The 26,930-nt window shown below is 42.4% G+C and carries 25 protein-coding genes; 15 read left to right on the plus strand and 10 right to left on the minus strand.

Annotated features, from left to right (window positions below; all coding sequences use genetic code 11):
- Positions 1-108: 108 nt before the first annotated feature.
- Positions 109-1,572 (plus strand): D-alanyl-D-alanine carboxypeptidase/D-alanyl-D-alanine endopeptidase, encoded by a 1,464-nt coding sequence (gene dacB, locus V7K98_RS06170; RefSeq protein ID WP_335019941.1) that lies wholly within the window; start codon positions 109-111, stop codon positions 1,570-1,572.
- A gap of 151 nt (positions 1,573-1,723) precedes the next feature.
- Here dacB and V7K98_RS06175 read toward each other — a convergent pair whose 3' ends face one another.
- A complete protein-coding gene (locus V7K98_RS06175) occupies positions 1,724-2,227 on the minus strand; it encodes a GNAT family N-acetyltransferase (protein WP_335019942.1) in 504 nt (167 codons plus the stop codon).
- A gap of 196 nt (positions 2,228-2,423) precedes the next feature.
- Between V7K98_RS06175 and V7K98_RS06180 the strand changes: the two genes are divergently transcribed.
- From V7K98_RS06180 to hetR, 5 genes are all read left to right on the plus strand, one after another.
- Positions 2,424-3,470, plus strand: coding sequence for a zinc-dependent dehydrogenase (locus V7K98_RS06180; RefSeq protein ID WP_335019943.1), 1,047 nt, complete (start codon positions 2,424-2,426; stop codon positions 3,468-3,470).
- 71 nt (positions 3,471-3,541) lie between these two features.
- Positions 3,542-4,834, plus strand: a complete 1,293-nt coding sequence (locus tag V7K98_RS06185; protein ID WP_335019944.1) for an inorganic phosphate transporter — start codon at positions 3,542-3,544, stop codon at positions 4,832-4,834.
- A gap of 684 nt (positions 4,835-5,518) precedes the next feature.
- Positions 5,519-7,846 carry an EamA family transporter gene (locus V7K98_RS06190; protein WP_335019945.1) on the plus strand — a complete coding sequence of 776 codons (2,328 nt, stop codon included), beginning with the start codon at positions 5,519-5,521 and terminating at the stop codon, positions 7,844-7,846.
- A complete protein-coding gene (locus V7K98_RS06195) occupies positions 7,847-8,002 on the plus strand; it encodes a hypothetical protein (RefSeq protein ID WP_335019946.1) in 156 nt (51 codons plus the stop codon). It begins immediately after the preceding gene.
- A gap of 1,777 nt (positions 8,003-9,779) precedes the next feature.
- Complete coding sequence (gene hetR, locus V7K98_RS06200) at positions 9,780-10,679, plus strand: heterocyst differentiation master regulator HetR (RefSeq protein ID WP_335019947.1); 900 nt, start codon at positions 9,780-9,782, stop codon at positions 10,677-10,679.
- Between the two features lie 422 nt (positions 10,680-11,101).
- Here hetR and V7K98_RS06205 read toward each other — a convergent pair whose 3' ends face one another.
- Positions 11,102-11,737 (minus strand): hypothetical protein, encoded by a 636-nt coding sequence (locus V7K98_RS06205; RefSeq protein ID WP_442940397.1) that lies wholly within the window; start codon positions 11,735-11,737, stop codon positions 11,102-11,104.
- Between the two features lie 462 nt (positions 11,738-12,199).
- On the opposite strand from V7K98_RS06205, the gene rpsD reads away from it, so the two are divergent.
- On the plus strand, positions 12,200-12,808 hold the full coding sequence (gene rpsD / locus V7K98_RS06210; RefSeq protein WP_094332004.1) for a 30S ribosomal protein S4: 609 nt from the start codon (positions 12,200-12,202) through the stop codon (positions 12,806-12,808).
- Positions 12,809-12,867: 59 nt separating this feature from the next.
- Here rpsD and moaA read toward each other — a convergent pair whose 3' ends face one another.
- The gene (gene moaA / locus V7K98_RS06215; protein ID WP_335019949.1) at positions 12,868-13,854 is read right to left on the minus strand and encodes a GTP 3',8-cyclase MoaA; all 987 of its coding nucleotides are present in this window, start codon (positions 13,852-13,854) and stop codon (positions 12,868-12,870) included.
- 162 nt (positions 13,855-14,016) lie between these two features.
- Between moaA and V7K98_RS06220 the strand changes: the two genes are divergently transcribed.
- On the plus strand, positions 14,017-15,048 hold the full coding sequence (locus V7K98_RS06220) for a hypothetical protein (RefSeq protein WP_334858759.1): 1,032 nt from the start codon (positions 14,017-14,019) through the stop codon (positions 15,046-15,048).
- A gap of 76 nt (positions 15,049-15,124) precedes the next feature.
- Here the strand turns inward: V7K98_RS06220 and V7K98_RS06225 are convergent, their stop codons facing one another.
- The 5 genes from V7K98_RS06225 to ndhC all read right to left on the minus strand — a co-directional run bounded on the left by V7K98_RS06225 (position 15,125) and on the right by ndhC (position 20,550).
- Positions 15,125-17,605, minus strand: a complete 2,481-nt coding sequence (locus tag V7K98_RS06225; RefSeq protein WP_335019950.1) for an S-layer family protein — start codon at positions 17,603-17,605, stop codon at positions 15,125-15,127.
- Between the two features lie 551 nt (positions 17,606-18,156).
- The gene (locus V7K98_RS06230; RefSeq protein ID WP_335019951.1) at positions 18,157-18,480 is read right to left on the minus strand and encodes a hypothetical protein; all 324 of its coding nucleotides are present in this window, start codon (positions 18,478-18,480) and stop codon (positions 18,157-18,159) included.
- A 456-nt stretch (positions 18,481-18,936) separates the two neighbouring features.
- Positions 18,937-19,467, minus strand: coding sequence for an NAD(P)H-quinone oxidoreductase subunit J (locus V7K98_RS06235; protein ID WP_335019952.1), 531 nt, complete (start codon positions 19,465-19,467; stop codon positions 18,937-18,939).
- Positions 19,460-20,197 (minus strand): photosynthetic/respiratory NAD(P)H-quinone oxidoreductase subunit K, encoded by a 738-nt coding sequence (ndhK, locus tag V7K98_RS06240; protein WP_335019953.1) that lies wholly within the window; start codon positions 20,195-20,197, stop codon positions 19,460-19,462. Before ndhK ends, V7K98_RS06235 begins: the two co-directional genes overlap by 8 nt.
- Positions 20,188-20,550 (minus strand): photosynthetic/respiratory NAD(P)H-quinone oxidoreductase subunit C, encoded by a 363-nt coding sequence (ndhC, locus tag V7K98_RS06245; RefSeq protein ID WP_094333328.1) that lies wholly within the window; start codon positions 20,548-20,550, stop codon positions 20,188-20,190. The genes ndhK and ndhC overlap by 10 nt, the downstream gene beginning before the upstream one ends.
- Before the next feature lie 309 nt (positions 20,551-20,859).
- On the opposite strand from ndhC, the gene V7K98_RS06250 reads away from it, so the two are divergent.
- The 7 genes from V7K98_RS06250 to V7K98_RS06280 all read left to right on the plus strand — a co-directional run bounded on the left by V7K98_RS06250 (position 20,860) and on the right by V7K98_RS06280 (position 23,178).
- The gene (locus V7K98_RS06250; RefSeq protein ID WP_335019954.1) at positions 20,860-21,195 is read left to right on the plus strand and encodes a rubredoxin; all 336 of its coding nucleotides are present in this window, start codon (positions 20,860-20,862) and stop codon (positions 21,193-21,195) included.
- An 89-nt stretch (positions 21,196-21,284) separates the two neighbouring features.
- Positions 21,285-22,289, plus strand: a complete 1,005-nt coding sequence (locus V7K98_RS06255; protein WP_335019955.1) for a photosynthesis system II assembly factor Ycf48 — start codon at positions 21,285-21,287, stop codon at positions 22,287-22,289.
- Positions 22,289-22,417, plus strand: coding sequence for a hypothetical protein (locus tag V7K98_RS06260; RefSeq protein ID WP_335019956.1), 129 nt, complete (start codon positions 22,289-22,291; stop codon positions 22,415-22,417). The genes V7K98_RS06255 and V7K98_RS06260 overlap by 1 nt, the downstream gene beginning before the upstream one ends.
- Before the next feature lie 44 nt (positions 22,418-22,461).
- Positions 22,462-22,710, plus strand: a complete 249-nt coding sequence (gene psbE / locus V7K98_RS06265; protein WP_335019957.1) for a cytochrome b559 subunit alpha — start codon at positions 22,462-22,464, stop codon at positions 22,708-22,710.
- Between the two features lie 9 nt (positions 22,711-22,719).
- Entirely contained in the window at positions 22,720-22,857 is a 138-nt protein-coding gene (gene psbF, locus V7K98_RS06270; protein WP_012411801.1) for a cytochrome b559 subunit beta, read from the plus strand.
- A gap of 8 nt (positions 22,858-22,865) precedes the next feature.
- A complete protein-coding gene (locus V7K98_RS06275) occupies positions 22,866-22,988 on the plus strand; it encodes a photosystem II reaction center protein L (RefSeq protein WP_094332364.1) in 123 nt (40 codons plus the stop codon).
- A gap of 70 nt (positions 22,989-23,058) precedes the next feature.
- Positions 23,059-23,178 (plus strand): photosystem II reaction center protein J, encoded by a 120-nt coding sequence (locus tag V7K98_RS06280; protein ID WP_012411803.1) that lies wholly within the window; start codon positions 23,059-23,061, stop codon positions 23,176-23,178.
- 187 nt (positions 23,179-23,365) lie between these two features.
- Here V7K98_RS06280 and V7K98_RS06285 read toward each other — a convergent pair whose 3' ends face one another.
- Both V7K98_RS06285 and V7K98_RS06290 read right to left on the minus strand, forming a co-directional pair.
- On the minus strand, positions 23,366-23,476 hold the full coding sequence (locus tag V7K98_RS06285; RefSeq protein WP_084227157.1) for a photosystem I reaction center subunit VIII: 111 nt from the start codon (positions 23,474-23,476) through the stop codon (positions 23,366-23,368).
- A 224-nt stretch (positions 23,477-23,700) separates the two neighbouring features.
- Positions 23,701-26,838 carry a hypothetical protein gene (locus V7K98_RS06290; protein ID WP_335019958.1) on the minus strand — a complete coding sequence of 1,046 codons (3,138 nt, stop codon included), beginning with the start codon at positions 26,836-26,838 and terminating at the stop codon, positions 23,701-23,703.
- Between the last annotated feature and the right edge of the window lie 92 nt (positions 26,839-26,930).

A 26,930-nucleotide genomic window follows, 5' to 3' on the forward strand; every position in this document is an offset into this window, starting at 1 on the left:
GTCTGGGCGCTTCTACCTGAGAAAAAATATTTGGAATCCTCCCGTCGAACTGACGTAAAAAAATGCCACACCAAGGTATTATCATCAAGTAGTTTTACTAACTATGTGATGACTAGAAAAATTTCTTTTGGCTTGATGCTGCTGTTTCTGGGTACTCAAATTAGTGTTATCCAGCCAGCAGCTAAAGCACAAACTCCAGTTGCACCAACAACTACCACAAAATCAATTTGCTCTACCCAATTGGGAACAGCTATAGATGCTGTAATCAATCGTCCTTTATTTAGTCGGGTGCGCTGGGGAATTTTGGTACAACCCCTGTCAACGGGGCCAAATCTTTACAGTCGGGATGCTCAGAAATATTTTATTCCCGCGTCTAACCTCAAATTGCTGACAACAGCAGCTGCATTGCAGCAATTAGGTGCTAATTTTCGGATTCGCACCTCTATTTATCAAAATAGCAATGGTGTTTTACGTGTTGTGGGTAGGGGAGATCCCAGTTTAAGTGATACTCAACTGCAAACATTAGCACAGCAGCTAAAACAGAAAGGTATAACTCAAATTCAGCGATTGATAGCTGATGATAGTTATATTCAAGGCGATATTGTTAACCCCACCTGGCAATGGGAAGATGTGCAGTCAGACTATGGCGCACCAGTCAGCAGCTTTATTCTAAATCAAAATATTTTTAGCTTAAAACTTGTACCGCAAGCTGTAGGTAAATCTTTACAAGTAGTGTGGATCGATCCTGGTGAGACGAAACAGTGGCGGACAATTAATCAGTCAATAACTGTTGCCCAAAATCAACCAACCTACGTCAATGTTACCCGCGAATTATCAGGAACAACATTACGAATTCAAGGACAATTAACAACAAATTCTGAACCGTCTTTAATAGATTTGCCTGTAGTTGACCCTAATTATTACTTCTTACGGCGCTTTCGTGCTGCTTTGGCAACAGAAAAAATTCCTGTGGGACAAACATTAGTAGTCAATGGTGGCCTTAATCAAGAGGAAATAGCATTTGTAGAGTCGCCACCTTTATCTGAATTATTAATGGAAACTCTTCAGAATAGTAATAATCTTTACGCTGAAGCCCTGTTGAGAGCATTAGCTGGGGAAAAGCCCAGAGTAAAAACTAAGACTAGCGCTGATGTAGGTTTGGAAGTTGTCAAAGCGAGTTTAACTAAATTGGGAGTCGATCCAGCAAATTATATTTTAGTAGATGGTTCTGGTTTATCACGTCGTAATTTAGTGACACCAGAAGCTTTTGTACAAACTTTACGAGGAATGGCAAAAACACCAGCAGGATACGTGTATCGTGCATCTTTGCCCGTAGCTGGTAAAAGTGGAACCTTGAAAAACCGATTTCAAAACACATCTGCTGAGGGAATTGTACAAGCAAAAACAGGTACGCTAACGGGTGTAGTTTCTCTATCTGGATATGTGAATTCGCCTAAATACGAACCGTTAGTTTTTAGTATTATTGTGAATCAATCAGAGCAGCCTGCAACAATTGTGCGGCAAGCAATTGATGAAGTTGTTGTGTTATTAACACAGTTGAAGCGTTGCTAATATTAAGTAAGTGCGAATAAATAGAACTAGTTAATTAATGTAAAATTATTGCAATTGAGTTCATAGTAAGGACTTCAGTCCTTTTTTTTAGGACTAAAGTCCTTACTACAAACCTTTAATTATTTACGCGATTTTACTTATTGCCATCAAATTAAACAACAGGTTTAGTAATTCGGAGTCCCATGATTATTAAATCGCGTTCAATATTGTCAAGTTCGGCAACTTTAGGTAAATGTCCCCAAGGTTGAAAACCGAATGTTTCAAAAAGGTTTAAACTGGGCTGATTGTGGGCAAAAATGAAGCATACTAGGGTCTTTAAACCCAAACTAGGGCTTTCGCTAATTGCTTGTGCTAATAGTTGTCGTGCTAAACCACAGCGATGAAATTGAGGGGCTATATAAATACTAATTTCGGCAGTCGTATTATAGGCAGGCCGCCCATAAAAGGATTGGAAACTCAGCCATCCAGCAATTACTTCCTCTACTTCGATTACCCAAATTGGGCGTTGTGAAGGCGATCGCGTCTTAAACCAAAGAAAGCGACTCTCCACAGATATTGGCTCTAAATCAGCAGTTGCCATGCGGCTAGGAATTGCAGCATTATAAATTGCCACAATTGCAGGTAAGTCAGTTTCAGTCGCATGGCGAATAGTCATTGCTACCGTCTCGGAAAAAATATTGAGAAAATATTCAAAAATAATACAGCCTTACGGAAGCCGTAACACACCCTTGTATCTTATAAGAAGTGGTAGCCGCCCCTTGGATAGTACTAAAACAGAGAAATCTTAAACCTGATAGCTTAACGTTGACGACTAATGTTACATCTAGTATCGTTGAGCGGGAAAAACCAACGTGAAAGCACAGGTATTTAGAGGCGTTAATCAACTGTCTTACGAAGATATCCCAGTTCCAAGCCTAGAACCAGATGAAGTACTGGTACAGGTGCGGGTTGTGGGATTGTGTCAGTCAGATATTAAGAAAATTCGTTATCCACTATATGAACCACCGCGCATTTTTGGACATGAAACTGCCGGCACGATCGCAGCATTAGGCAATGATGTCAAAGATTGGCAAGTTGGACAACGGGTAGCGGTGATGCACCACATCCCTTGTATGCGTTGCGCCTACTGCCTAAGTGACAATTTTTCTATGTGCGATGTCTACAAAAACATTTCCACAACTGCAGGCTTTAACGCCAGTGGTGGCGGTTTTGCCGATTATGTCAAAGTACCCGGACATATTGTCCAAAATGGTGGGCTGATTCCGATCCCCGATCGCATCAGTTTTGAAGAAGCGAGTTTTGTCGAACCAACTAACTGCTGCTTGAAAGCGGTGAAAAAAGCCCAAATTGCCCCAGGACAAACTGTATTAGTTACTGGTGCTGGGCCTATTGGGTTAATGTTTATCATGTTGGTAAAGTATTTTGGAGCAAAAGCGATCGCTACCGATTTACTACCCTCTAGAATTGAAAAAGCCTTGAGTGTCGGCGCAGAGGCGGCTTTTGATGCCCGTGATGCCGATTTAACAGCAAAAATCCATGCTTTAACTGGTGGAATGGGTGTTGATGTTACCTTGCTGGCTGTTCCTAGTGAGAAAGCTTTCTTTCAAGCACTTGATAGTACCCGCAAAGGTGGCAAAATCTTGTTTTTCGCCGAATTCCCCGATGAGTTGGAAATTCCCATTAATCCGAATATCCTCTACCGTCGAGAAATTGACTTGATCGGTAGTTATAGCTCATCTTATCGGCTTCAGAATTTATCAGCTGATATTGTATTTAATCAACGAATTGACGTGCAAGCGTTGATTAGCGATCGCTATCCATTAAAAGATTTATCAGCAGCTGTCGAGCAAGCGATCGCACCCACACCGGATACTTATAAAATCTTAATTTATCCGTAAAACAGAGACAAGGGGGATGAAGAAGCAATTTTTCCCCCCTATGTACCTCATCCCCTATCAGCCTCAAAAAAATGCTTATTACTTTAGTTGCAGTAGCCTTACTAGCTTTCTACGTCGCTTGGAATCTCGGAGCAAACGATGTTGCTAACGCGATGGGAACCTCTGTAGGTTCCAAAGCTGTAACTCTCAAACAAGCGATCGTAATTGCTGGGGTATTAGAGTTTACGGGTGCTGTATTGTTTGGGCATGAGGTAACGGAAACTCTGGCAACGAAAATTGCCAATCCCGCTTTATTCGCAGCTACACCCCAAATATTCGTTGTTGGGATGGTAACGGTACTAATTTCCTGTGGTGTGTGGTTACAAATTGCTACATCACGGGGTTTACCAGTTTCATCTTCCCATGCCGTTGTTGGTGCGATCGCCGGATTTAGTTGGGTAGCTTTGGGAGTAGGTGCAATTGATTGGCCATCAATTGGCTTAATTAGCATTGGCTGGGTTTTAACGCCGTTAATTAGTGGTGCGATCGCTGCTTTATTTTACAGTCTAATCAAACACTGGATTTTAGATCAACCCAATCAATTAGTCCAGTTACAAGAATGGATTCCCTGGTTGAGTACTGCCTTGCTAGGCGTATTCGGCGTAATTGTATTACCGTCGTTAACTGAACCGCTAACCAATTTTGTAATTGAGCAAGTTGGTTTTCCCATCCCTGCTTATGACATCCCACTGTTAACCGGTGCAGTAGCAGCAGTTGGACTCACAATCATTAGTTGGCGACAATTAGAAGATTTGGGAAAAACAGAAGAGTCTACCCAATTCCCCATGCCCAATGCCCCATGCCCCATTCCCAATCCCGTAGAAAGATTATTCGCCCGATTCCAACTGCTAAGTGCTTGCTTCGTAGCCTTTGCCCACGGTTCTAATGATGTGGGAAATGCGATCGCTCCTTTAGCTGCGATCGTTTACATCAATCGCACTGGGAGCGTACCTACAGATGGCATTGATATCCCCATTTGGATTTTAATCCTTGGTGCTGCTGGTATTGTTGGTGGTTTAGCTGTCTGGGGTAAAAAAGTTATCGCCACTATTGGCGAAAACATTATTGCCTTGCAACCTAGTAGTGGATTCTGTGCCGAACTTGCTACTGCTACCACCATCCTCATCGCCTCCCGGCTAGGTTTACCTGTCTCCACTTCCCACGCTCTCGTTGGCGGTGTAGTTGGTATTGGATTAGTCCAAAATATCAAGTCGATTAAGTTCCAAACACTAAAAGGCATTGCCGCCGCATGGCTAATTACCATCCCCGCCAGTGCTTTACTTAGCGCTACCATCTTTAGCATCGCCCGAATTTTATTCCACTAAGAATTATTAATATTTTTTTAAATTTTTCCTCTACTGCATCTACTAAAAGTAGAACCTGGACTCCAACAACAGCAAAAAAGCGTGTTTTTGCAGAATTGCTGCTCATTCATTAGAATGTTGTGCAGGGGATAGCGTAACTTTGAATTTCCATAGAAGCATACTTTAATCTCCATGTAGAGATATAAACTGTCATACAAGTTACATTCCACAGGAATTTACAGCTAGTTTCGCAAGTCAGATAACTTTTCGCCAAAACGCACGCATCTGCAAGTCTCTGACAATTGCTATTGCCAGCAAAACAATAAATATCTCTTTGGAGTGAGATTTCTTTAAAAGTAAAAATCTCATTGGCAAATATATTGATGTAAATCGAGCAAAAATCAAAAAGGTGTCATTTCCAGCTAGTTGCAGCCATACCGACAATCCAAAACCGTTCGACTGAGGAAGGCGGAGTCTAAAATCCAATGGCTAAATACTTGTGAATGCTGAAAAACACTGTGTATTCAGCAATAGGGCAGATTTGATGCTTTGCCAAGTTGTGTTCAGTATGACAGAATTACGTTGAAATGCGGAAGTACTGTTAAAATTTTTAATTTATCTGACAAAATACAGGAAATTAGGATGAGCGCCAATAAAGCGTACAGGAAGCAGCTTTATCGTCAAGATGTTAGAGGTTAGAAGCTAATGGGGCGATTCGAGAAGCAACCAGAAAACCCTAGAGTCAGAGGTGAGCTATCTAGAGCAGCAGAAAATGCTCTTTGGGCTGTAGTTGAAGACTTAGAAAATCTTCAGCAGAACGTTCTTAGAGCGTTGCAGGAAGACGTAAAGCGGCTTCAGTCAGAAAAAAATCGGTTATCCGATGAGATTCAAAGCTTGGTAGAGGAAAAAGAGCATTTGCAACAAGTGCGCCAAATTACTGAGCAACAAGTCTTAATTCGGCAACTGGCAGAAGTTCTGGCAAAACATATATCTTCACAACTGCAATCCTCTCTGGCAACTTTAGCTAACCAAACCGTAGAGGGTAAGTCTTACGAACAAGCTGCGCTAAAGTCTGCTGAAGTGAGCAGCAGTGTAGTAGGTGAAATAAATGAAAAAGTCGAACACATGTTTGACAGCTTAGATGATACCGTTACTGTTACTTTTAACTCGCTACAGCAGGAGCTAAAAAACTATCAAAGTAATCTTTCCCAACAGTTGTCACGGATGTATAGCCAGCAGCAGCAGGGGGAAACGATTTTGGCGGAGTTTGTTAACCGCCTGCATGGAGAACTAGAAAAAACTATAGAAGAAGCTTCACGCAAACCAGCAGCAGGTACGCCTACTGTTATACAGTTTACTGAGCCAGAAAAAAACAATTCTTCTGAGACATCCCTGCCAACCTTTAGCGAAGTAGTAAGAAATTCCTCTGAGCCAATTTCCGCGATCCCGAATCAATTTTTAGAAGAAAGAGAAACCACATTAGAGCCTCCCGTTGTTAGAGAAAACACCGCGAACACAATTTCTGTTTCCATCAAGGACTTGTTGGAAAGAGAAATAACATCAGAGCCTCCCATTGTTAGAGAAAGCGCCGCTAACCCGATTTCTCTCCCTAGCAATGACTTGTCGGAAAGGGAAACAACATCAGAGCCTCCCATTGTTAGAGAAAGTGCCGCTAATCCGATTTCTGTCCCCAGCAAAGACTTGTCGGAAAGGGAAAAAACATCAGAGCTTCCTGTACCACCAAAGGAAAACGCTACTGAACCCATTTCTGTCCTCAATAAGGATTTGTCAGAAAGCGAAACTACATCAGAGCCTCCTATTGTATCTGTGCCACAGCCGGAAGTAATACAACCTCAAGCTTTACGCAGAAGAAATGCTGCTGAACCAGCTTCTGTTCTCCGCAGGCTGTCGCACAGCAAACCGAAATCCCCACCTTCGACTGCGCTAGAGCCGCAGTTGGAAGCAAAAACCCCAGAATCGCGATCGCGTAACTCCTCCGGCTCATCGCAGCTGCAAATAGGTTTGTTGTTGATTGTCTCATCGGCAGTGATATCGTCACTTTACAACATAGCCATCAAGGTAATTTTTCATGAAGGTTCCCAAATTTTTGGAGTAGTAGATGTAGAACGCTTGCTACCGCCGACTTTGGGTAATACTCTGTTAATTTTGACGCTCCGGTTTATGGTAGTAGTACCACTGATGGTATTGTTATCTCCCATATTGCATCCAACACTATGGCAAGACTTAGAAAATTTGGCTGCTTCAGTGCGAGGAAATCCCACAGCTACTAATAAAGCTACCAAGCGGATTTTGCTGTTGTCGGTTGTGAGTGGCTGCTTTTTGTTTTTGTCTCAGGTGCTAATCTATATTGCGATCGCTCAAGTCACAACTGGAATGGCGATCGCACTGTTCTTTATCTACCCGATGGTTAGTGGGTTATTGTCGTGGTTTCTGTTCCGCGATCGCCCCAGCACATTCCGCTTCGCTGCGATCGCCGCCATTTGCTGTGGTGAATTGTTGGTTTTAGGGGGTTCTCCCAACACCAGTATGGGTAATCCTTCACTAGGAAGCAGCACCGCCATTCTTTCGGGCATAGCTTTTGCTGCCTACATAATTCTGACACGGGTATGTGCTAGCAAGCTCCATCCCGTGACTTTTACTTTAATTAACTTCGCTACCATGTTGCTGTTGAGTTTTATTTGCTTGATGCTACCTTTACCAAGCAATTGGAACTTGATAGTTTTTGACCAATCTAAGATGCTAGAACTGGTTTTAAGCGCATTTATCTTGGGTGTGCTGACTCTTGCCGGTTATTTACTTAACAATGTTGGTATCAGTAAACTAGGTGCTTCGCGATCGGCAATTATCGGTGGTAGCATCCCAGTTTTAACAGTGATTTTCGCTGGCTTAATCATTCAAGAAAATTTAGATATTGTGCAAATTATGGGAGTGTTATTAGTAACCTTTGGTGCAGCTGCTTTCAGTCTGGAAACAATGCGAAATCAGGCTAAAGCCTCCAGTAACACGAATTAAATGGCGAGTTCAATTAGTTTAGGTGTAGTGGCTGCTAATTTACCTGCGATCGCTCTCGGCATCAATCCTGACACTAATTTGCCCAGTTGGAATTTATCTAAATCAAAGATCCCCGACTTCTTAAAGAAGTCGGGGATCTTAAATTTTCATGGTTAATTTAGGACTCTGGTATAGGTGCAGATAACACTTAATTACGACTTACGCAACTACACACGGTAGGGACAATTCATGAATTGCCCCTACCTGAAGCCAATAGTAATCAGAATATAGCGTTTCCTAATTACATGAAGTAGATCGTAGCCCCCTCATCGCTTGCGGAGAGGGGGTTGGGGGTGGGGTTCTTGTACCTCACCGCTATAACTTGCCTTGTAATATATTTTTAGGGATTTAGCCTGATACAGATAGGGAAAACACGTATATATAAGCAGTACGAGTAGTACTGACTCAAGCAATTGAGCGCGAGTATTTGCTCAAAGAGAAGATTTGCAAGGAGTTAAGACCATTGCAGCACATTTTGGAACTAGGAGATGAAGAAGTAGTAGAAGGGTTGAGAGTAACCTGTTTTTTCAGGTACATGCATATATGCCGCGATCCTACGATAACCCCTGTGGGTAATGCAAAATTCCAAATCCCTCATTTCTGTGTTTTTGAGGCTGGCGAGATGGTATCTTTATTAATGCCTTTGTGTACTAGTCAACTTAGTCTGCGTAAGCGTAGCCCACCGTAGGTATCGCGCAGATGCTTAGAGAAAGAAGCTTATATCGTAGCCTGCTGCGGATTATCGTCTTTTTTTATTAAGCCACTATCTACGCAATTCCAGTCTCTCAAGTATATAAAACAGCGATGTCAAAATATACTTTCAAGCCCGCGATGAATTAGTGAAATCATGAAATTTTAAAAATATTTCATGAAAAAAATATAATTTCATTGAAAAACAATCTCTAAATAATCATCAGATGGAATCCAATATGTTTTATTATATGTATGCCAATTCACTAATTCTTCGTTGATTAGCACGAGCAACAAAGCATGATAGCTATGCGATTCAGACTGAATCAATCGCAGCTTTCTGTGTCAAATCATCAACACAAAAAGATAAATCAGACTTAGTTTAAGACTCGAAATAGAAATATCATCAAACCTTGATTTAGTCAGAATAGAAAATATGTAAATACCCATCCTTTCTAAACTTTAAAATACATAATTTTATTCCGAAAGCAAAAAACAATGGTATGATGAAAAGCGATGTTTGAAAGAACAATAGGTACTTTGAAATTGGAATTAACTGCTCTACTTGATGTCTACGATCTTCCCTCAAGCCAACGGCTTATAATGCCGAGACATCACAGGAGGTTGTGAACAAAATGATAGTTCACAACGAGCCGTATGGCTCAACCTCTGAATACTCCTACACCTGGTAAGCGGTTTTTTTGAGATTACCCCCAACAATCTGTGCCACCTGTGTACTACAAATAATTCACAAAAGCTGAATAAAAACCATCTTTTTCGAGTAACAAATACCCCAGATGAACCACGAAAACTAGTTTTTCCTCCCAGTCGGCATAGTGCCATAATTAGGTATAAGCAGTTTGACGTTGTTGCTCTTCAAAGATGAGAATAATCCCAGAGAAGTTAAAAGCTTTTGTAGATTATTTGGAACACAGTTAAGTTTTGGGAGGTAGACCGCCGTCAAGGTGGATTTGGTGATATGTGTAACTTTTCAGTCAGATGCAGAGACAGTTATTGTAAACAACAACTAAATCTGACTGTGTACTAGAAAATATGCGAAAATGGTAGTTTGGGCTACCACCAATTTTATGGTTATCGCATACTAATATAATCTGAAGTGAAAAAACCTCCTTCAGCCAGGTGTATAACTACCTATTCTCACTCGATTAAAACTTTGTAAACGTGCTATTCAATAGTCTGTAATATGAGTAACGACATAGATCTGATCAAACGTCTTGACCCCAGTGCGATGGATCAGATCATGCTTTATCTGGCTTTTAGTGCCATGCGGACGAGTGGGCACAGGCATGGGGCATTTTTAGACGCAGCCGCAACAGCAGCAAAGTGTGCAATTTACATGACCTATCTAGAGCAGGGGCAAAACCTGCGAATGACAGGGCATTTGCACCACCTAGAGCCAAAACGCGTAAAAATTATTGTAGAAGAAGTCAGACAGGCGCTAACAGAAGGCAAACTGTTAAAAATGTTGGGTTCTCAAGAACCTCGCTATTTGATTCAATTGCCTTACGTCTGGCTAGAAAAGTATCCTTGGCAACCGGGGCGATCGCGCGTTCCTGGTACGAGTTTGACAAGTGAAGAAAAAAGACAAATTGAGCAGAAACTGCCAAGTAACTTACCAGATGCCCAGTTAGTTAGCTCTTTTGAGTTTCTGGATTTGATTGAGTTTTTGCATAGGCGATCGCAAGAAGAATTGCCAACCGAACACCAAATGCCTTTGAGTGAAGCTTTGGGTGAGCATATCAAGCGCCGTTTACTCTACTCAGGAACGGTAACACGCATAGATTCTCCTTGGGGAATGCCCTTCTATGCACTTACTCGTCCTTTTTATGCTCCAGCAGACGATCAAGAACGTACCTACATCATGGTAGAAGATACTGCTCGGTATTTCCGCATGATGAAAAATTGGGCAGAACGCCGGCGAAATGCCATGCGCTTACTGGAAGAACTCGATATCCTCCCAGAAAAGATGGAGCAGGCTATGGAAGAATTGGATGAAGTTATCCGGGCTTGGGCAGATAAATATCATCAAGACGGTGGTATTGCGGTTGTTTTACAGACAGTTTTTGGTGAGAAAAAAGACTAGTAACACTACGCAAGACTCAAAAAGCTTACTTTATAAGCTTTTAGCCGCTTTTGTCCCTTGCTTGAAAGTAGGGGGATGATTGCTCTACTTACATTTTAATACTGTATTGTTAGTATAAAAGTCACAAAACTGCTTGTGACTTTTGTATTGTTATTATGTTAAAAATTTAGCCCTACTAATCTTAAAAATTTACATCTATCTATAGATATATTTTGTGGAATTAAATGTTTGTAGTAAGGACTTTAGCCCTTTTCTTAGGACTAAAGTCCTTACTACGAGCTAATTTTATTTAATATAATTTGATTTATTCTCACCGACTTACTTAGAGCAGCAACAACTTGCTGAGATTATAGTAGGGTGGCATTGAAACACCTACCCTACTAATTAACCTGTATTCTTAGTCAATTACAAAGCACTGTAATTTAATTAGCGCGGGGTTGCGCTGGAATAGTCGGTTGCGTTGGAAATGGTATGGTGTCGGTACTTGGACTTGATCCCGCAGGAATTACGGTCGGCGGTGTTGAAGATGAAGCACCGATAACACTATCATCAGCACTGATACAAGTATCTAATGCTTGAAGAGGGGGAACATCGATTTGACTACGCAACCCTACCACACACTGCCCGAAGCGCACGGGTAACAAACTACGTCCACAGTAATTTAAAACTGCCGGATTAGCTTCTTCCTTAGTACTTAAGCTAACACCAACTACACAGGTAGCTAACTCTTCAGGTCGCCGGGCTTTCCCACAAGAAGAAAGCGCATCTGTTGCGGCAATTTGGGTATCCTTTTTAATTTTAACCACGCAAGCAGCCAAATCCCTTGGACGCAGTGCTGCTGCACAACCAAGTGAAGCGGCTTCTGCCGTTACGCCCGCTTTGAGGAGACGACCTGCACACACACTATAATCATTGTTGTAGGCAGCAGCGATCGCTGGATTAGGTAAGATCGTTGTCAACAATCCAGCTATAGCCAAAACTGGTACCATGAAATTCCTGGAGGTGGAACTGGCTTGTTTGTTCATACCTCTATTAACCGCTTTATTGCTCATTAACATTGCCATTCTCCAAACACCCAAGGTTATGCTAACTCAAATATTTTAAAAATCCTCTGTAATTCAAGAATTTCAGCGTCAGCAAGGTATAGACATAATTGATTCTGCCGGAAATTGTGTTACTATAACTGTTTGAAAGATAAGTAGGCAACGCAAAAAGTATTTCAGAGTAAGAATACTGCGTAAACCAATCTGATGATTGAGTAGCCTACGAAACTAAATAAACACAAAAAACTTATGGGCAGGAGTACGGCGTGACAGGTCGGAATTCAGGCTTGGAGGCTAGTTTGTCGGGTTTACCGATTAAAAGCAACTGGCGCAAAAATCGATGCGTCTACCTTGGTGAGATACGTCTTACCTCGGTAAGCAGCTTCAAAAAACCAAGAATCCCCTGATTAAAAATTAGGGGAGTGTCAAAATGGAATGTTTCGGTAAAGTTTAAACAGGATTAGATTAAGGAAACTCATGTCCCGATATAGAGGGCCCCGCCTCAGAATTGTCCGTCGCTTAGGCGACCTACCAGGATTGACTCGTAAAAGCGCTAGACGCGCTTACCCACCTGGTATGCATGGTCAGAACCGTAAAAAACGTTCTGAGTATGCCATCCGTCTAGAAGAAAAGCAAAAGCTCCGCTTCAACTACGGTTTGACTGAAAAACAATTGCTCCGCTATGTGCGAAAAGCCAGACGTGTTACTGGTTCTACCGGACAAGTATTGCTGCAATTGCTAGAAATGCGCTTGGATAATACCGTTTTCCGCTTGGGTATAGCCCCCACTATCCCAGCCGCTCGTCAACTAGTAAATCACGGTCACGTAACTGTTAACGGTCGCGTCGTGAATATTGCCAGCTACCAATGCCGTCCTGGTGAAGTAATTGCAGTCAGGGATCGCGCACAATCACGGAAGTTGGTGGAAGCTAACTTGCAATATCCTGGTTTGGCGAACCTCCCCAGTCATTTGGAGTTTGACAAAGCTAAGTTGGTTGGTAAAGTCAACAGCGTTATTGAGCGCGAATGGGTGGCATTACAAGTTAATGAACTACTTGTGGTGGAATACTACTCACGACAAGCATAATTGTCATTTGTCCTTAGTCATTTGTCCTTAGTTATTTGCAAGGGACAAATGACCAATTACTAACCACCAATTTGCGACATGGTGCGGGTGTATGTACCTAAATTGCCAGAATCACGCCCTTTAAAGTTAATTTCGGGCTTAATTGCGAGTAAATGTTTCACCTGCTCTTGTAATTGAGCGGTGCTGACACCAGAACGGAAAGCCGTTTTTAAATCTATTTGACCAGTTTCATTTAATAAACAGGGACGCAGCCAGCCATCTGCACTCAGGCGCATCCGGTTACAACGATCGCAAAAACATTCTGACATTTGACTAATAAATCCTAGTGTCCCCTTCGCACCAGGAATTTGAAAGACATCAGCCGGGCCAGCACCACGAACTTGTGATTCTGTCAAGCCCCAGCGATCGCGGATTTGTTGCCGTAAATCGGCTGAAGATACCCAACCGCGATCGCCAAATAAATCTACATTACCAATAGGCATGAATTCAATAAATCGAACATGCCACTGTTTATCAATTGTCAGGGCTGCTAAATCTAGAATTTCGTGGTCATTAACACCAGGAATCACCACCACATTCAGCTTCAAAGGGTCGAATCCAACGTGATGGGCAGCTTGAATACCCTGCCAAACTTGTTGCCAACGAGAACGTCCCTGATTACCGATAATTTGATCGAAAATATCGGGATCGAGAGAGTCCAGACTAATATTAATTCTTCGCAGACCAGCATTGTAGAGGTTTTGTGCCATCGGAGCCAGCAAAAAACCGTTGGTGGTCATTGAAATGTCTTGAGTTTGGGGAAAAGATGCGATCGCACCTACCAAATCTACCACCCTCGGACGCAATAAGGGTTCACCTCCAGTCAAACGAAATCGGGTAAAGCCGACTGGAATAAATACCTCTTGAATTAAGGTGAGTAACTCCTCATCAGTTAATAGCTGTTGCTTGAGAATATAATCAAGTTCTACTCCCTCTGGCATACAGTATTGACAACGAAAATTGCAGCGATCGATTAAGCTAATGCGGAGGTAGTCTACCTGGTTCATCGTTTTATTTTTATTCTCTCTGATTAATTAAAGACTTTACAAAAGTGGTTTACCCCTTCTTACTATATTTGTTGTAACTCAAAATACCGTACTCCCTCTTAAGTAAGAGTCCGCAGATTGTGGCATAATAAGCCGATCGCATCCACTAGTTAGTCATCAATCGTGCAAGACACCGACTCCATCAACGACCTTGCTGCTGCTTTACTACAGCCAGCCGATATCAGCTTTGAACTGCCCGATCCAGAAGATGAACAGATTCTAGAGTCAGATTTTCAACAACAGCTAGAGATAGCTTGGCAGGTATGCGATCGCTTTGATTTGCAAACTGAAATCTGGCGGGGGCGAATTTTACGGGCGATCCGCGACAGAGAAAAAGTGGGTGGTGACGGACGTGGTACTGGTTTTCTGCGATGGCTAAAAGAGCGGGAAATCAGCAAAAGTCAAGCTTATGCCTGGATTCAACTGGCGAATAGTGCCGATACTCTCATAGAAGACGGTAAACTCGATCCCAGTTCTGTAAACAACTTCAGTAAACGGGCATTTGTTGAAACCTCCAAAGCATCGCCAGAAGTGCAACAAATGGTGAGTGAAGCAGCCCAAAAAGGCGATCGCATCACCAGGCGGGAAGTGCGTCAACTCAGTGATGAATGGACAGCCATGTCCTCAGATTTATTACCTGAGTCAGTCAGAGAAAAAGCCGCAGATAACACCCTTCCCCCGCGTTACATTGCCCCTCTGGTGAAGGAAATGGAAAAACTACCAGAATCGCACCAAAAGTTTATCCAGAAGGAAATTGCCGCTAATCCTGATGTGGATACCCTGAAACAAGTAACTAGCGAAGCGCGTAACTTAGCAAAATATCTCAAAGGGGCCGCTCAAGTCCAGGCGCTGACGCAGGAAAATGTTGATATTGAAACAGCCTTAGAAGAGGCGCAAAGAGTCGGCTGTTTGAGCATTGCTGCTGATTTAGTAAATCAAGCATCGCAGATTGAACAAACGATCGCTAAACTCTACATGACTTGGAAACGAATCGGCAATTTAGCAGATCGATTATATGTAGATACTGGCGCAAGTACGCCCAATTTGCGATCGCTCCTCACTTGCTTGGAACCTCTAGGTGGTGAAATCATGGAATTGCAACTTAGTGGTACGACTGAACACACTGTACGTCTGCAAATTCAGGAGACGAGTTAGCGAATAGGCAATAAGCGATGTCTACGGTGGGCTGCGCCTACGCAGTTTATCTTTCAGTTTTTGGAATTCTCGAATTCTAATGAGTAGCGCAAGATGTAGCTGTAAGCGAGGAGTTATGAGGCGACGCAGTGGGTACTTGAGCAACCAGAACAACGTTACCATTGCCATCTGTAACCCATCCTTGGGCTTCTACAATTTGAGTAGGTTCATTGACATAATTAACTTTCTGTGATTTTTCTTCTGTGTTTCGCTGCGCCTGAAGAACCGCTCTTTTCTGAATACCAACAGCATGATTTTTACTCTCTGGCTCTAGTGCGATCCAATCTGCTAGCACCGCATCATCAGCTATCAATGGCTGCGTGGGATCGGCTACTAGTCCTCCGCGCCCAGTGGTAATAAATGAACTCCTGGCTATTTTCCCACCAGAATCGCAACCAGCAGCAATTTTCTGCGAAGCATCAACCAGATTTACGGGTAATTCTACTAATCCTTTACTGGGATCAGCATCTGGTGAGTTGATTTGGACTGTACCGTTTAATGAAGGATTTTGCTGAGAAAATGCAGTGATATCGCTAGTTTGAAGCTTACTTGGTTTTAGTTGCTCTGGGTCTTTAGTGTTCAATAGCCTCTCTAAGTCTGTACGGCTGCGTGGCACAAAACCAAAAATGTTCTTAGCGGTGATTGCGATTTTACCACCAGAGCCAAAGTTTGCGTTGGCAGTGATATCGTTATTTCCAAAGGGAGTGGCGACAAGGAAGCCTTTTGGTGCATAGATGGTAATTCTACCGCCATCTCCATTAGCTCCTGCATTAGTGGAGATTTGACTATTACGGCGCATCAGTAATAAGTCCTGCACCTGTAGCCTAATATTACCACCCTTACCTGAATCACTATTAGATGTCAGTGTTCCTTTGTCCAGCAGTATGGAGCGAGCGTTTATATTGAGTTCCCCTGCTTTCCCTAAATTGGGTACACCTTCTTGATAGTTGACATCCTTTCGAGCTTCACTGCTCACATTGATTGCAGCCCCATTGCGGACAATCAATTGCCCCGTTGTGATATTTAAATCTCCAGCAGATCCAGAACCTGTAGTTGAAGCAGACAAGCTACTGGGTATAGAACCATTTGGAGAGGTTCCAGTTAATTCTATAGACTCGGAGGCGTTCACAGTCAAATTCCCTCCTTGTCCCGTAGCGGGTTTAAATTGGTTCTCAGAAAATAGAAATTGTCCGTCAGACTCTGTTGACACCCGTGCCCCTTCCTGGATACTTAACCTTCGAGTGTTAATTGTGATGTTACCAGCATTTCCGACATCATAAGTTATGCTAAACAATCCGCTAGGTATAAAATTACCAATTGGTGAAGTAGAGCTTGGAAAGGAGAAACCACCTATTAGTTCGACAGAATCTGAAGCGTTCACGGTCAATTGTGCTACTGAATTGGAGACAGAATTATCAAGAAACACTTGTGCCCCATTGCTTACAATCAACTTCCTAGTGTTGATCGTTAAGTTTCCAGCGTCTCCTCCACTAAAAGTCCCAACCGTCAAAGGTCTACCAGGGCCGATTAGTTCTACAGTATCTGAGGCAGTAACCGTCAAATTTGCCGCTAGTTGTGCGCTCAGGCTGTTAGCTAAAATCTGTGAAGAACCAGTTAGTAGCACGTTCCTGCCTTGTAGCAGAATATTACTTCCACCCTCGCCACTGGCATCTACATAAGAAGGTATTTCAGTTCGTGAGATTAGTTGGATATCTTGGAAATTCTTTACACTTTCGTATCCCAGACCCCAACCTTGGTCTGTTTGCTTCATTTGAACCAGACTATTAAGACCAACACTTCCTAGCTCTATTCGCCCTCCCTTTGCGGTTAAATTTCCTCCCTCCAGCAGAAGATCGCCGCCCACAAGTGCCAATGTTTTACCCGGTTGCACCTGTAGACCAACAGGCGCTTGTAAGTCATTGATTGCGCCATCTGGACTTGCTTGGGATTGATTACGGATGGTTCCTGGTGTAGCTCCAAATTGTAAGCCAACGGGAACACTGACTGTTAAAAGGGTTGTAGTTTGGGGATCTGTAGCGCTAAATTTAGTCCCATCCGCAAAGTTCAGACTACTCGCTGTACTTGCTACAAATGAACCACCAATGTTTAAAGAAGCATTGGGGCCAAAAATAATCCCGTTGGGATTAATTAGAAAGAGGTTAGCTGTACCGTTAGCTCGAAGGATGCCATCAATATTAGAAATAGACTTGCCCGTTACGCGAGTGATGACATTCTCAATATTTACCGTATTGTTAAAGTAGGCTGTATTGCCAGTGAGAACAGAAAACTGTTCAAAACTATGAAACAAGTTTTTACCATGAATTGCCCCACCATCGATCTGATCGGTCTGCTGACCATTAATCAGTCTGGGTGTAACGATTGAACTGTTAATTCCAAGAGTGCCATCCTCTTTAATCTGTGCCAAAGCACAATACTCAGATAAGGCGAATGTTCCACTAACTGCTAAAGAACTTATTAGACCTAACTGCCAGCATGAAAGGCTGCTGTTTTGTGTCATAACAAAATTTGCACTTTATAAATAATGGTTAAGTCGTGAAATACTTCTGATTACTTATTAAAACTAATGATCGTTTAACACGAACTCTGTACCTATACAACTCATATTTGATTTCTAAATAAAATTAGGTATTGTAGCGTGTGTTATAACGCAGTTCGTAACGCACCATTATTGAGGGTTTGGTGCGTTACGCTGTCGCTAACACACCCTACGTATTTTTTCAAAAATCAAATAGTAATGCTATAGCTAATAAGTGAATAAATTAGCAATCTCACCTCACTAGATAAGCTATTGTTAGGTAGACAAGTAATATTATTTAGCAGTAGAAATCTTTAAGATAGCCAGGTAGTAGATAATGGTTACACTACCATAATTTTAATAGCATTTTTTACTAAAGGTGCTTCATTTTTTTTATACCCAACAGGCTTAAAGAGAGTAAGGCTTTGAAAAAATGAAACACCCCTACATCATTTACTGTTGCAAAATTGCTTGTGAAAATTATCTGATTTCCTTTCCCCCACCAGCATAACTAGATAGAAGTTTAATTATATCTAAGCTACCCAGCAGCCATTAGGATAGCCAGGTACTGGGCAAGGTTTACAAAATCCGCCGATAGAAAATGTTTTCACCGTTGTATTTTGTTCTTTAATTGATTGCAAAAAATCATTAGCTTGCTGATTATCAGCAGCGTCACTAACTTCGATTTTAGTTAAATCGAGTGAACACTGAATTTCTAAAATGTTTTGTCCTAAGATGCCATATTTTTCGAGAACTTCGCCAAAATTAGACTTCTTCAGGATGTTACTCAATTCGTTCTTAATCTCGTCTTCTAATTGCTGTAATGTTTGAGTATCTATAACTGTTTTAGATTCCATGATTTTTGCTCTCCTTGCAGACTGGTAGATGTGTGAGTTGATCTTGTCATGTACTAAACTAAGGTGACTTCGATTAGTACGCTTTAGTAACAAAGGAATTAAGAATACGGATTCTAGAGGGGCACGAAAGCATTAGGTTTCTAAAGCTCTTGTGAACTCCCATAATGATGATTTCGGCTTGGCTAGTAATAATTACGCATCGTGTAACAAAACTTCATATATTTCTGCCGGATTTCCTTAAAGCATTCATGAATCTGGCTACTGACCGTTTATCGCTTAAATTAAGTAAAACAAGCGATACTTTCTCTGCAAGATGGTGGGCTATGCCAACACACTGACACTTAGTTTAGTAGGAGGAGCGATCGCACTGACAACTTCTTTGCGCCCCTTTATATAAAAAACTACCCCTCTCCGCCACCGGAAAGGGGTTAATCACTGCTACAAACTCAGCAATATTTAATAAGCGTCTTGCAACTCATAGAAATCAGGCGAGATGTAATCCTTCCGCAAAGGCCAACCTACCCAATCTTCCGGCATCAAAATCCGCTTGAGATTTGGGTGTCCTTCGTAGATAATGCCGTACATATCGTAAGATTCGCGTTCTTGCCAATCTGCGGTCTTCCAAATCCAGTAGAGAGAAGGCACTACGGGGTTTTCTCGTGGTAAGAAAACCTTAACTCGAACTTCTTCGGGGCGATCGCTATTATCACCCACTTTAGTCAAGTGATACACACTCACTAATTCTTGTCCTGGCCCAAGGTCAACACCACCTTGAAACTGGAGATAATTAAACCCATAAGCATAAAGGGCTGTAGCGGTAGGAAGCAAGAAATCTGCCGCCACCTTAATTATCTCTACACCATTTTTGTCTGGTGCTAGAAATTCATGGTCAAAACCATTTTCCGTCAACCACTGGGAAACTTTACCCGCTTGTACCAATGCCTCTTCTTTCTCTGCTGGTACTGGTTTAGATTCTTCTTCAGCCACGGGTTTGTTCCTCCTTTTGTGCCTTTGCTGTCAGTAGTGCAGGTGGTATTGGCATACCAATTGCTTCTGCTAATTCCTTCGGTGGTGCATAGCGAGTTTCTGACTGCAAATACTTACCAGTTAAGATTTCCTCTACTGGCTTCAAATTATGAGTTGTGCTGTAGTAACGGTGGGTTTGCTTAATTTTATCCCGCTCTTGCATCGATTCATTGGCGATTTTCTTCCGCAGTTTAATAATTGCGTCGATAATTGCTTCGGGACGGGGAGGACAACCAGGCAAATAGACATCCACAGGAATCAGTTTATCGACTCCGCGCACTGCTGTGGGCGAATCAACACTGAACATCCCGCCAGTAATTGTACAAGCTCCCATCGCAATTACATACTTCGGCTCTGGCATTTGTTCATAAAGACGCACCAGTTGGGGAGCCATCTTCATCGTAATAGTCCCTGCCGTAATAATTAAATCGGCTTGGCGGGGGCTAGAACGGGGAATTAGCCCAAAACGGTCAAAGTCAAATCGGGAGCCAATTAAAGCTGCAAACTCAATAAAGCAGCAAGCAGTACCAAATAGCAACGGCCACAGACTAGAAAGCCGCGCCCAGTCGTAGAGGTCATCAACCGTCGTCAAAATGACGTTTTCTGAAAGGTCTTGAGTGATTGTAGTCCGCTCAATAGGGTTGATGATTCGCTCTTTGTCCTGAGTTGTTAAATTAGAATTCAAGACCATTCCAAAGCTCCTTTACGCCATGCGTAAACTAAAGCGACTACAAGAATTGCAATAAAGACTAGCGCTTCAATAAATGCTAATAGCCCCAAACGGTGGAAAGCTACCGCCCAAGGATACAAGAAAACAGTCTCCACATCAAATACGACGAAGACTAGAGCAAACATGTAGTAGCGAATGTTGAACTGAATCCAGGCTCCCCCGATGGGTTCCATGCCAGATTCATAAGTGGTGCGACGTTCTGGGCTGTAACCACTAGGTCGTAGAAGCTTGGAAGCTGAGAGCGCTAAGGCAGGTACTAGGCTACAGATGATGAAGAAGCCTAGAAGGTACTCGTAACCGCTGAGGACAAACACAATGAGTATCTACCGCTTATGGAGTATTTTAAGTAGTGACTTGAGATTGGTACTGATGACTAGAGATGAGGGACTAAGGAGTGGAAAAACAAAGAAGTTTTCTTCCCATGCCCAATGCCCAATGCCCCATGCCCAATCCCTTCAATTACGTTACTTTCTTTTACATTATATCTGTTTGGTTTTTCTGAAATCTGGGAAACAGATACACTTCAACTATTTAATTAGCTTTTGATAGTGATAGAAAAGCCAAACAATTATGTCATAATTTTTAACGTATATTTAAGATTTCTCCTTTGCGAGGCCCTAGCCATGAGCGAACCAGCTGTTGAGACTCCGGTGTTAGACCGCTACGAGTGTCGTGCCTGCGGTTATGTTTACGAACCCGAAAAGGGAGACGACAAGCATGATATTCCTTCAGGGATACTCTTTGCAGAACTACCTGTAAGTTGGCGCTGTCCAGTTTGTAGTGCAAAGAAAACTGCTTTTGCCAACATCGGCCCAGCAGGTACTGCATCCGGCTTCAAAGAAAATCTCGGTTACGGTTTGGGTGTCAATAACCTAACGCCAACCCAAAAGAATATCTTAATTTTTGGCGCTTTAGCTCTTGGCTTCTTGTTTTTTATCAGTCTCTACGGCTTACAATGACAGCCGTTCAGCAATTCAAAAGCCGAGGATTATACACCATCCTGACTGCCAACTTCTACAGAAATTTAGAAACAACTTAAGAAATACTAATGCATTTAATTTTGAAAGGTTGGCAACGAATAGCTGCCTTGTTAATAGTAGTCATCATGTGCATCAGTTGTAGCAAAGTTCCTTCTGTTAGCTACAACCCTTGGAAAGTCATTTCTGTGCCTACAGAGTCGAATTTATTGGATATTGCTTTTACTAATAACCCTGAGCATGGCTACTTAGTAGGTAGCAATGCCACCCTATTGGAAACCAATGACGGTGGTAATAACTGGAAACCAATAATTCTGCAACTGGATGATGAAAAGTATCGTTTTGACTCAGTAAGCTTTGCAGGTAAAGAAGGCTGGATTGCCGGAGAGCCTGGACTATTACTGCATACAACTGATGAAGGTGCTTCTTGGTCGCGTATTCCCCTGAGTGAAAAGCTACCAGGTAGCCCGATCGCAGTTAAGGCACTAGCAGACAATACAGCTGAAATGGCTACTGATGTCGGAGCCATATATAAAACCACGGACGGCGGCAAAAACTGGAAAGCCCAAGTGGAATCAGCAGTCGGTGTGGTGCGTAACATAGAACGTTCTGCTGATGGTAAATATGTTGCGGTTTCCGCCAAGGGTAGTTTCTACTCGACTTGGGAACCGGGACAAGATGCTTGGGTTCCCCATAACCGCAACACTTCTCGGCGGGTAGAAAATATGGGTTTTGCTGACAACGGGCAATTGTGGTTGCTAGCTAGAGGAGGTCAAATTCAGTTTAGCGATCCGACTAAACCTGAAGAATGGCAAAAGGCAAAATATCCAGAGTTATCCACCAGTTGGGGTTTACTAGATTTGGCATATCGTACACCTGATGAAATTTGGATCGGTGGCGGTAGCGGTAATTTGCTACGGAGTGGCGACGGTGGCAAAACTTGGGAAAAAGACCGTGAGGTAGAAGAAGTTGCTGCTAATTTGTACAAGATTGTGTTCTTACAGCCAGAACAGGGATTTATAATTGGCGATCGCGGCGTTTTGCTCAAATATCTCCCAAATCCTGAAGCAGCTTAATGGGGAGTGGGGAGTGGGGAGATGAGGGAGATAAATTAATAAACAATGCCCAATGCCCAATGCCCCATGCCCCATGCCCAATTTCTGAGAAGAACTTTGCAACTTGTAACTCTTTCTTAACTTTGTAGGATAATAAACTCAATAACACTCTATGTATAAGGTAGGGATCTAAATGTCAGGTACCACTGGAGAACGTCCGTTTTCGGACATCATTACTAGCATTCGTTACTGGGTAATTCACAGCATCACAATTCCAGCATTGTTTCTTGCGGGTTGGCTATTTGTGCAAACCGGGCTGGCTTATGATGCTTTTGGTACACCTCGTCCCAATGAGTATTTCACACCAACGCGGCAAGAAGTGCCAATTGTGAAGAACCGTTTTGAAGCTAAAAAACAAGTTGAACAATTTATTGGAAAGTAGTTTGAAATCATGACTAGCGGCAATAACATCAATCAACCAGTTACCTATCCAATTTTTACTGTTAGATGGCTGGCAGTACATACTTTAGGTGTACCAACTGTATTCTTTTTAGGCGCGATCGCCGCAATGCAATTTATTCACCGTTAGGAGCAATCATGGCAGAAAGATCGCCTAATCCCAATAATCAGCCGGTTGAACTAAACCGGACTTCGCTATACCTGGGACTACTACTAGTTTTCGTTCTGGGGATTCTGTTTTCTAGTTACTTCTTTAACTAACTAGAACTACTGTTGTTAATTTTTGTTTATTCAACCTGTGTTGATTTGTTGTTAAGGGAGGAGAGAAGCTGTGTCTGGAAGTGGGAGAATTCCCCTGTGGGTCGTCGCTACGATCGCAGGTTTAGGTATAATTACAGTCTTAGGCATTTTCTTTTATGGTGCCTACGCCGGACTTGGTTCTTCGATTTAACATTAGTTTGGTTTAAACCGAACACTATAAGTTAGCATTTTCTAGCATTTGTTGAGAAATCAACGTTAAAAAATACCGCCTGTCTCTATGAGATAGGCGGTATTAATTTTGACTAATAGTCATTTGTCCTCTATAGTTTGTCATTTGTTTTTCGCAAATGACTAATGACTAATGACTAATGACTAAATCAGCTGATATCGTCGCTTTCAATGTATAAAAACAGAAATGCGAAAGTTATAGCTGGCAAAACCCAACCAATGATGGGAACGAAGATAGAAGGCAAAAAGGAAGCTGCCATAATAAAGGTTCCTGCTAAATAACACTACAATTCAAAATGAGCTTACTGCAAATCCTGCCAGATTTTTGAAATTCTTTCATATTTTTAACACAGCCCATTTTGGGAGGGCAGGGGCAGGGAGTAGGGAGTAGGGAGTAGGGAGTAGGGAGAGAGGGGGAAGAATTAATAACCAATGCCCAATGCCCAATGCCCAATGCCCAATGCCCAATTCCCAATTCCCTAAATTACATACCCAATAGCTCATCTAACTGCAAGTTTGGTAAGTCTGGAGGAATCACAGTTCGTACTATTGTGACTTTGTGGCTTTCTTGTAGGGTTGTCAGATGGAGTGCGATCGCTTCTATACGAATTTCCAAACAGCCAAAGGGAATCTTTAATTGGGTCATTACTTCCAATTCTCCCAATACATTATGTTGTAAATTTGTCAATAAATGGGGGCCATCTAGTAGCCAGCGAGTTTGACAGTCTTCAACCCATAACTTTATAACTACTTGGGGAGGTACTTCAGGCAGTACTACGCGCACAATGATAAATTTGTCGGCGATTAGTTCGCCTTCTGGTACATGTAGTTGTGGAATTGGCAGAGGCTCAATAGCTCCCGCAGTTATGGAGCGAGAAGAGGATAAACCTAACAGTGGTTGCGTCTCTTCTTCCAAAGAGTAATTATTCGTTGCATCGGCTTCCAGTTCACTATCTGTATCATCTACAACGATTTCTTGCGCCAACCAAGCTGAAGCTATATTTACTTTTATCGGAGGAGGGGGAGGTGGTAGTTGTCTTACCAGAGCCGTTGAAAGTGCTGGTTCAGATACTTTTTCTACTACCGTATTTTCCACTGCCTCTAAATCAGCTTCCTTTGCTGTGTCTGCCTCTTCCTCAAGATTCTCAAGCTCAAAAACCGACTCTTGAGCTTCTTCTCGCGTCCCTGTGTCAGCATCCAGGTTTAATGGTAAGTTGACATCAACATTGGGGGTTCCAGCACTAAGCAAAAGCTGAGTCTTCTGGGCTGGAACATAGCTATCTTTGTCTTGAGGTTCTATTTCATTGATAGATTCAGGCAAAGAGTATCCTTGACTCTGCATCCACTTCCTCAGCAGAGGAGATGAATGAAGGTTGCCTGTTGTAATAAATTGTGCATCTGGTTGAGTTTCTACCTCAGCAACAAATTCTTCCTGATATGGTGCATTTGGTTGAATTTCTACCTCAGCAACAAATTCCTCCTGATATGGTGCATTATCTACTACTAATTGAGGTGTATTTTCATCTTCAGATACCATTACATCCAACTGCGGTAAGTCTTCACCTGCTTGAACTTCCAATGGATCTGGGGGAACATTATTTTTTACTTCTTCTTCTACGTCATCTGGCAAAGCTTGCACCCGTCTCAAGTATGGAAAAGTGGTATCGAGTATTGGCATTCGACGTTGCTTGATGACTAATTGCTCCAAGTTGATAGCAGCTATAGTAGTATCCTTTTCTAGAAGCTCCTCTTCTGTACGGGATTCTGCAACAACATCTGTGGAAGGGTTGACATCGATTTGAACAGGTGGCAATTTCGGCAATTGAGGCGAAGTGCCTGAATTTTTAGATGTCCGCAGAGTGGTTTCTCGCAGAACTTGCAGGTTAATTTGTGGTGGTAGGGCTGTATTTGGAGATGGATTGAGTATTTGGGACTGATCTGTTTTTGGAATCTTGACTAGATTGAATAGTTTCAAATCGATCCTCACGGTAGTCTCTGGCTCTGTGAAAGCATCAGGCGAGTCCGATGAGGTTATGGTGTCATTTAAGGATGTACTAGGTTTTGCTGCGGCTGTGATTGCCAGTAGTTCTGTTACATCTGCTGTAATGGTGAAGGATTGGCTGGCTAATCGGATGATTTGATCGATATCAGCGAATTGACCATACAAACTGATATCTGCCAATATTAACTTTGATTCAAAGTCAGCAGGAATATCAATTGAGGTATTGATGGTGAAAGGCAATTCCTGATCCGGTAAGTGCTGTACCTGGGTTAAGATTTTTGATTCTAGGGGCGATCGCAGTTCAATTCCTAGTTCAAGCATCCGCAGGCTTTTTGCAGATAATGTTTCAGCCTGCTCTAAATATGTATTGTCTTTAAATTCTATGCGCCCATTGATTGTAAGAGCTTGTCCCCAACAAGCAATATAACTATCTCGATCTAAAGTTAACAATAATGGTGGTTCTGTTGTTAGAGAATCTGTAACCTCTTCATCTTTCAGAAGCAGTTCAGAAGTGGGTAAAGCTAAATCTATTAAATTTTGTAAAATTTGCTCTGCCGTTTCACCTTTGAACCATACAGGACTCACAGGCTCATCGATAACTATATCTTCTTCCGTTTTATCTTGCAGAACAGTGTTAGCAGAGTTACTGTCTGTAAAAATTGCCAATTCTGTGGAAACTGCGATCGCTTGCTCGAAGTTAATTGCAGGTTCTGCTTTGGCAGTATCCAAGTTCCCTTCATCTGGAACAATTTCCAATTCTGCGGAAACTGCGATCGCTTGATCTAAGTTAATTACGGGTTCTGCTGGGGCAGAATCTAAGTTTCCTTCATCTGGAACAAGTGCAATTTCAAATTCTGTAGAAACTGCGATCGCTTGATCTAAGTTAATTACGGGTTCTGCTGGGGCAGTATCCAAGTTCCCTTCATCTGGAACAACTGCAATTTCCAGTTCTGTAGAAACTGCGATCGCTTGATCTAAGTTAATTACGGGTTCTGCTGGGGCAGTATCCAAGTTCCCTTCATCTGGAACAACTGTAGTAATTTCCAATTCTGCGGAAACTGCGATCGCTTGCTCGAAGTTAATTACGGGTTCTGCTGGGACAGAATCTAAGTTCCCTTCATCTGTAACAATTTCCAATTGTGTAGAAACTGCGATCGCTTGATCTAAGTTAATTACGGGTTCTGCTGGGACAGTATCCAAGTTTTCAGAAACACTATCTAGCCGATCGAGTAAATTCGATTCTATTTTTTTCCTTTGCTCTGCCTTCTCTTCCTGGGACAATACTTTAATTTGGACACTGTATTGCCAAGATTTACCGAGTAGATCCGACATCAAATCGCCGCCACAGCGCAACTCCCAAATCCCCGCATCAAAATAGGTAAAGGGAATTACCGCCATTAAGCCTTCTGAATTAGTGCGACGCGATCGCTTGAAAATTCGCCGCGTTGGTTGAATTTCGTGGGTTGAAGAGTGAGTTACTCGCACTTCTACGTCTGTATTAAGAAGACTAGAACGAGCCAAAACTCTATACTGTCCTTCCAAAATTCCAAAATTTGGCGATTCTAGGATATGCCACGAGCGATCGCCTTGTTCCTGTATCAGAAATTGCCAGTGTTCCATTGTGAGTGATGCCCAGACCGACGAGCCGCCGAGTAATATTGTGTATTAACTTGCTTGCAAGTTTACCCCAGTATTTTATAAATGCACTCCTT

Origin of the sequence: Nostoc sp. (assembly GCF_036917435.1) — a bacterium.
GTDB lineage: Bacteria > Cyanobacteriota > Cyanobacteriia > Cyanobacteriales > Nostocaceae > Nostoc.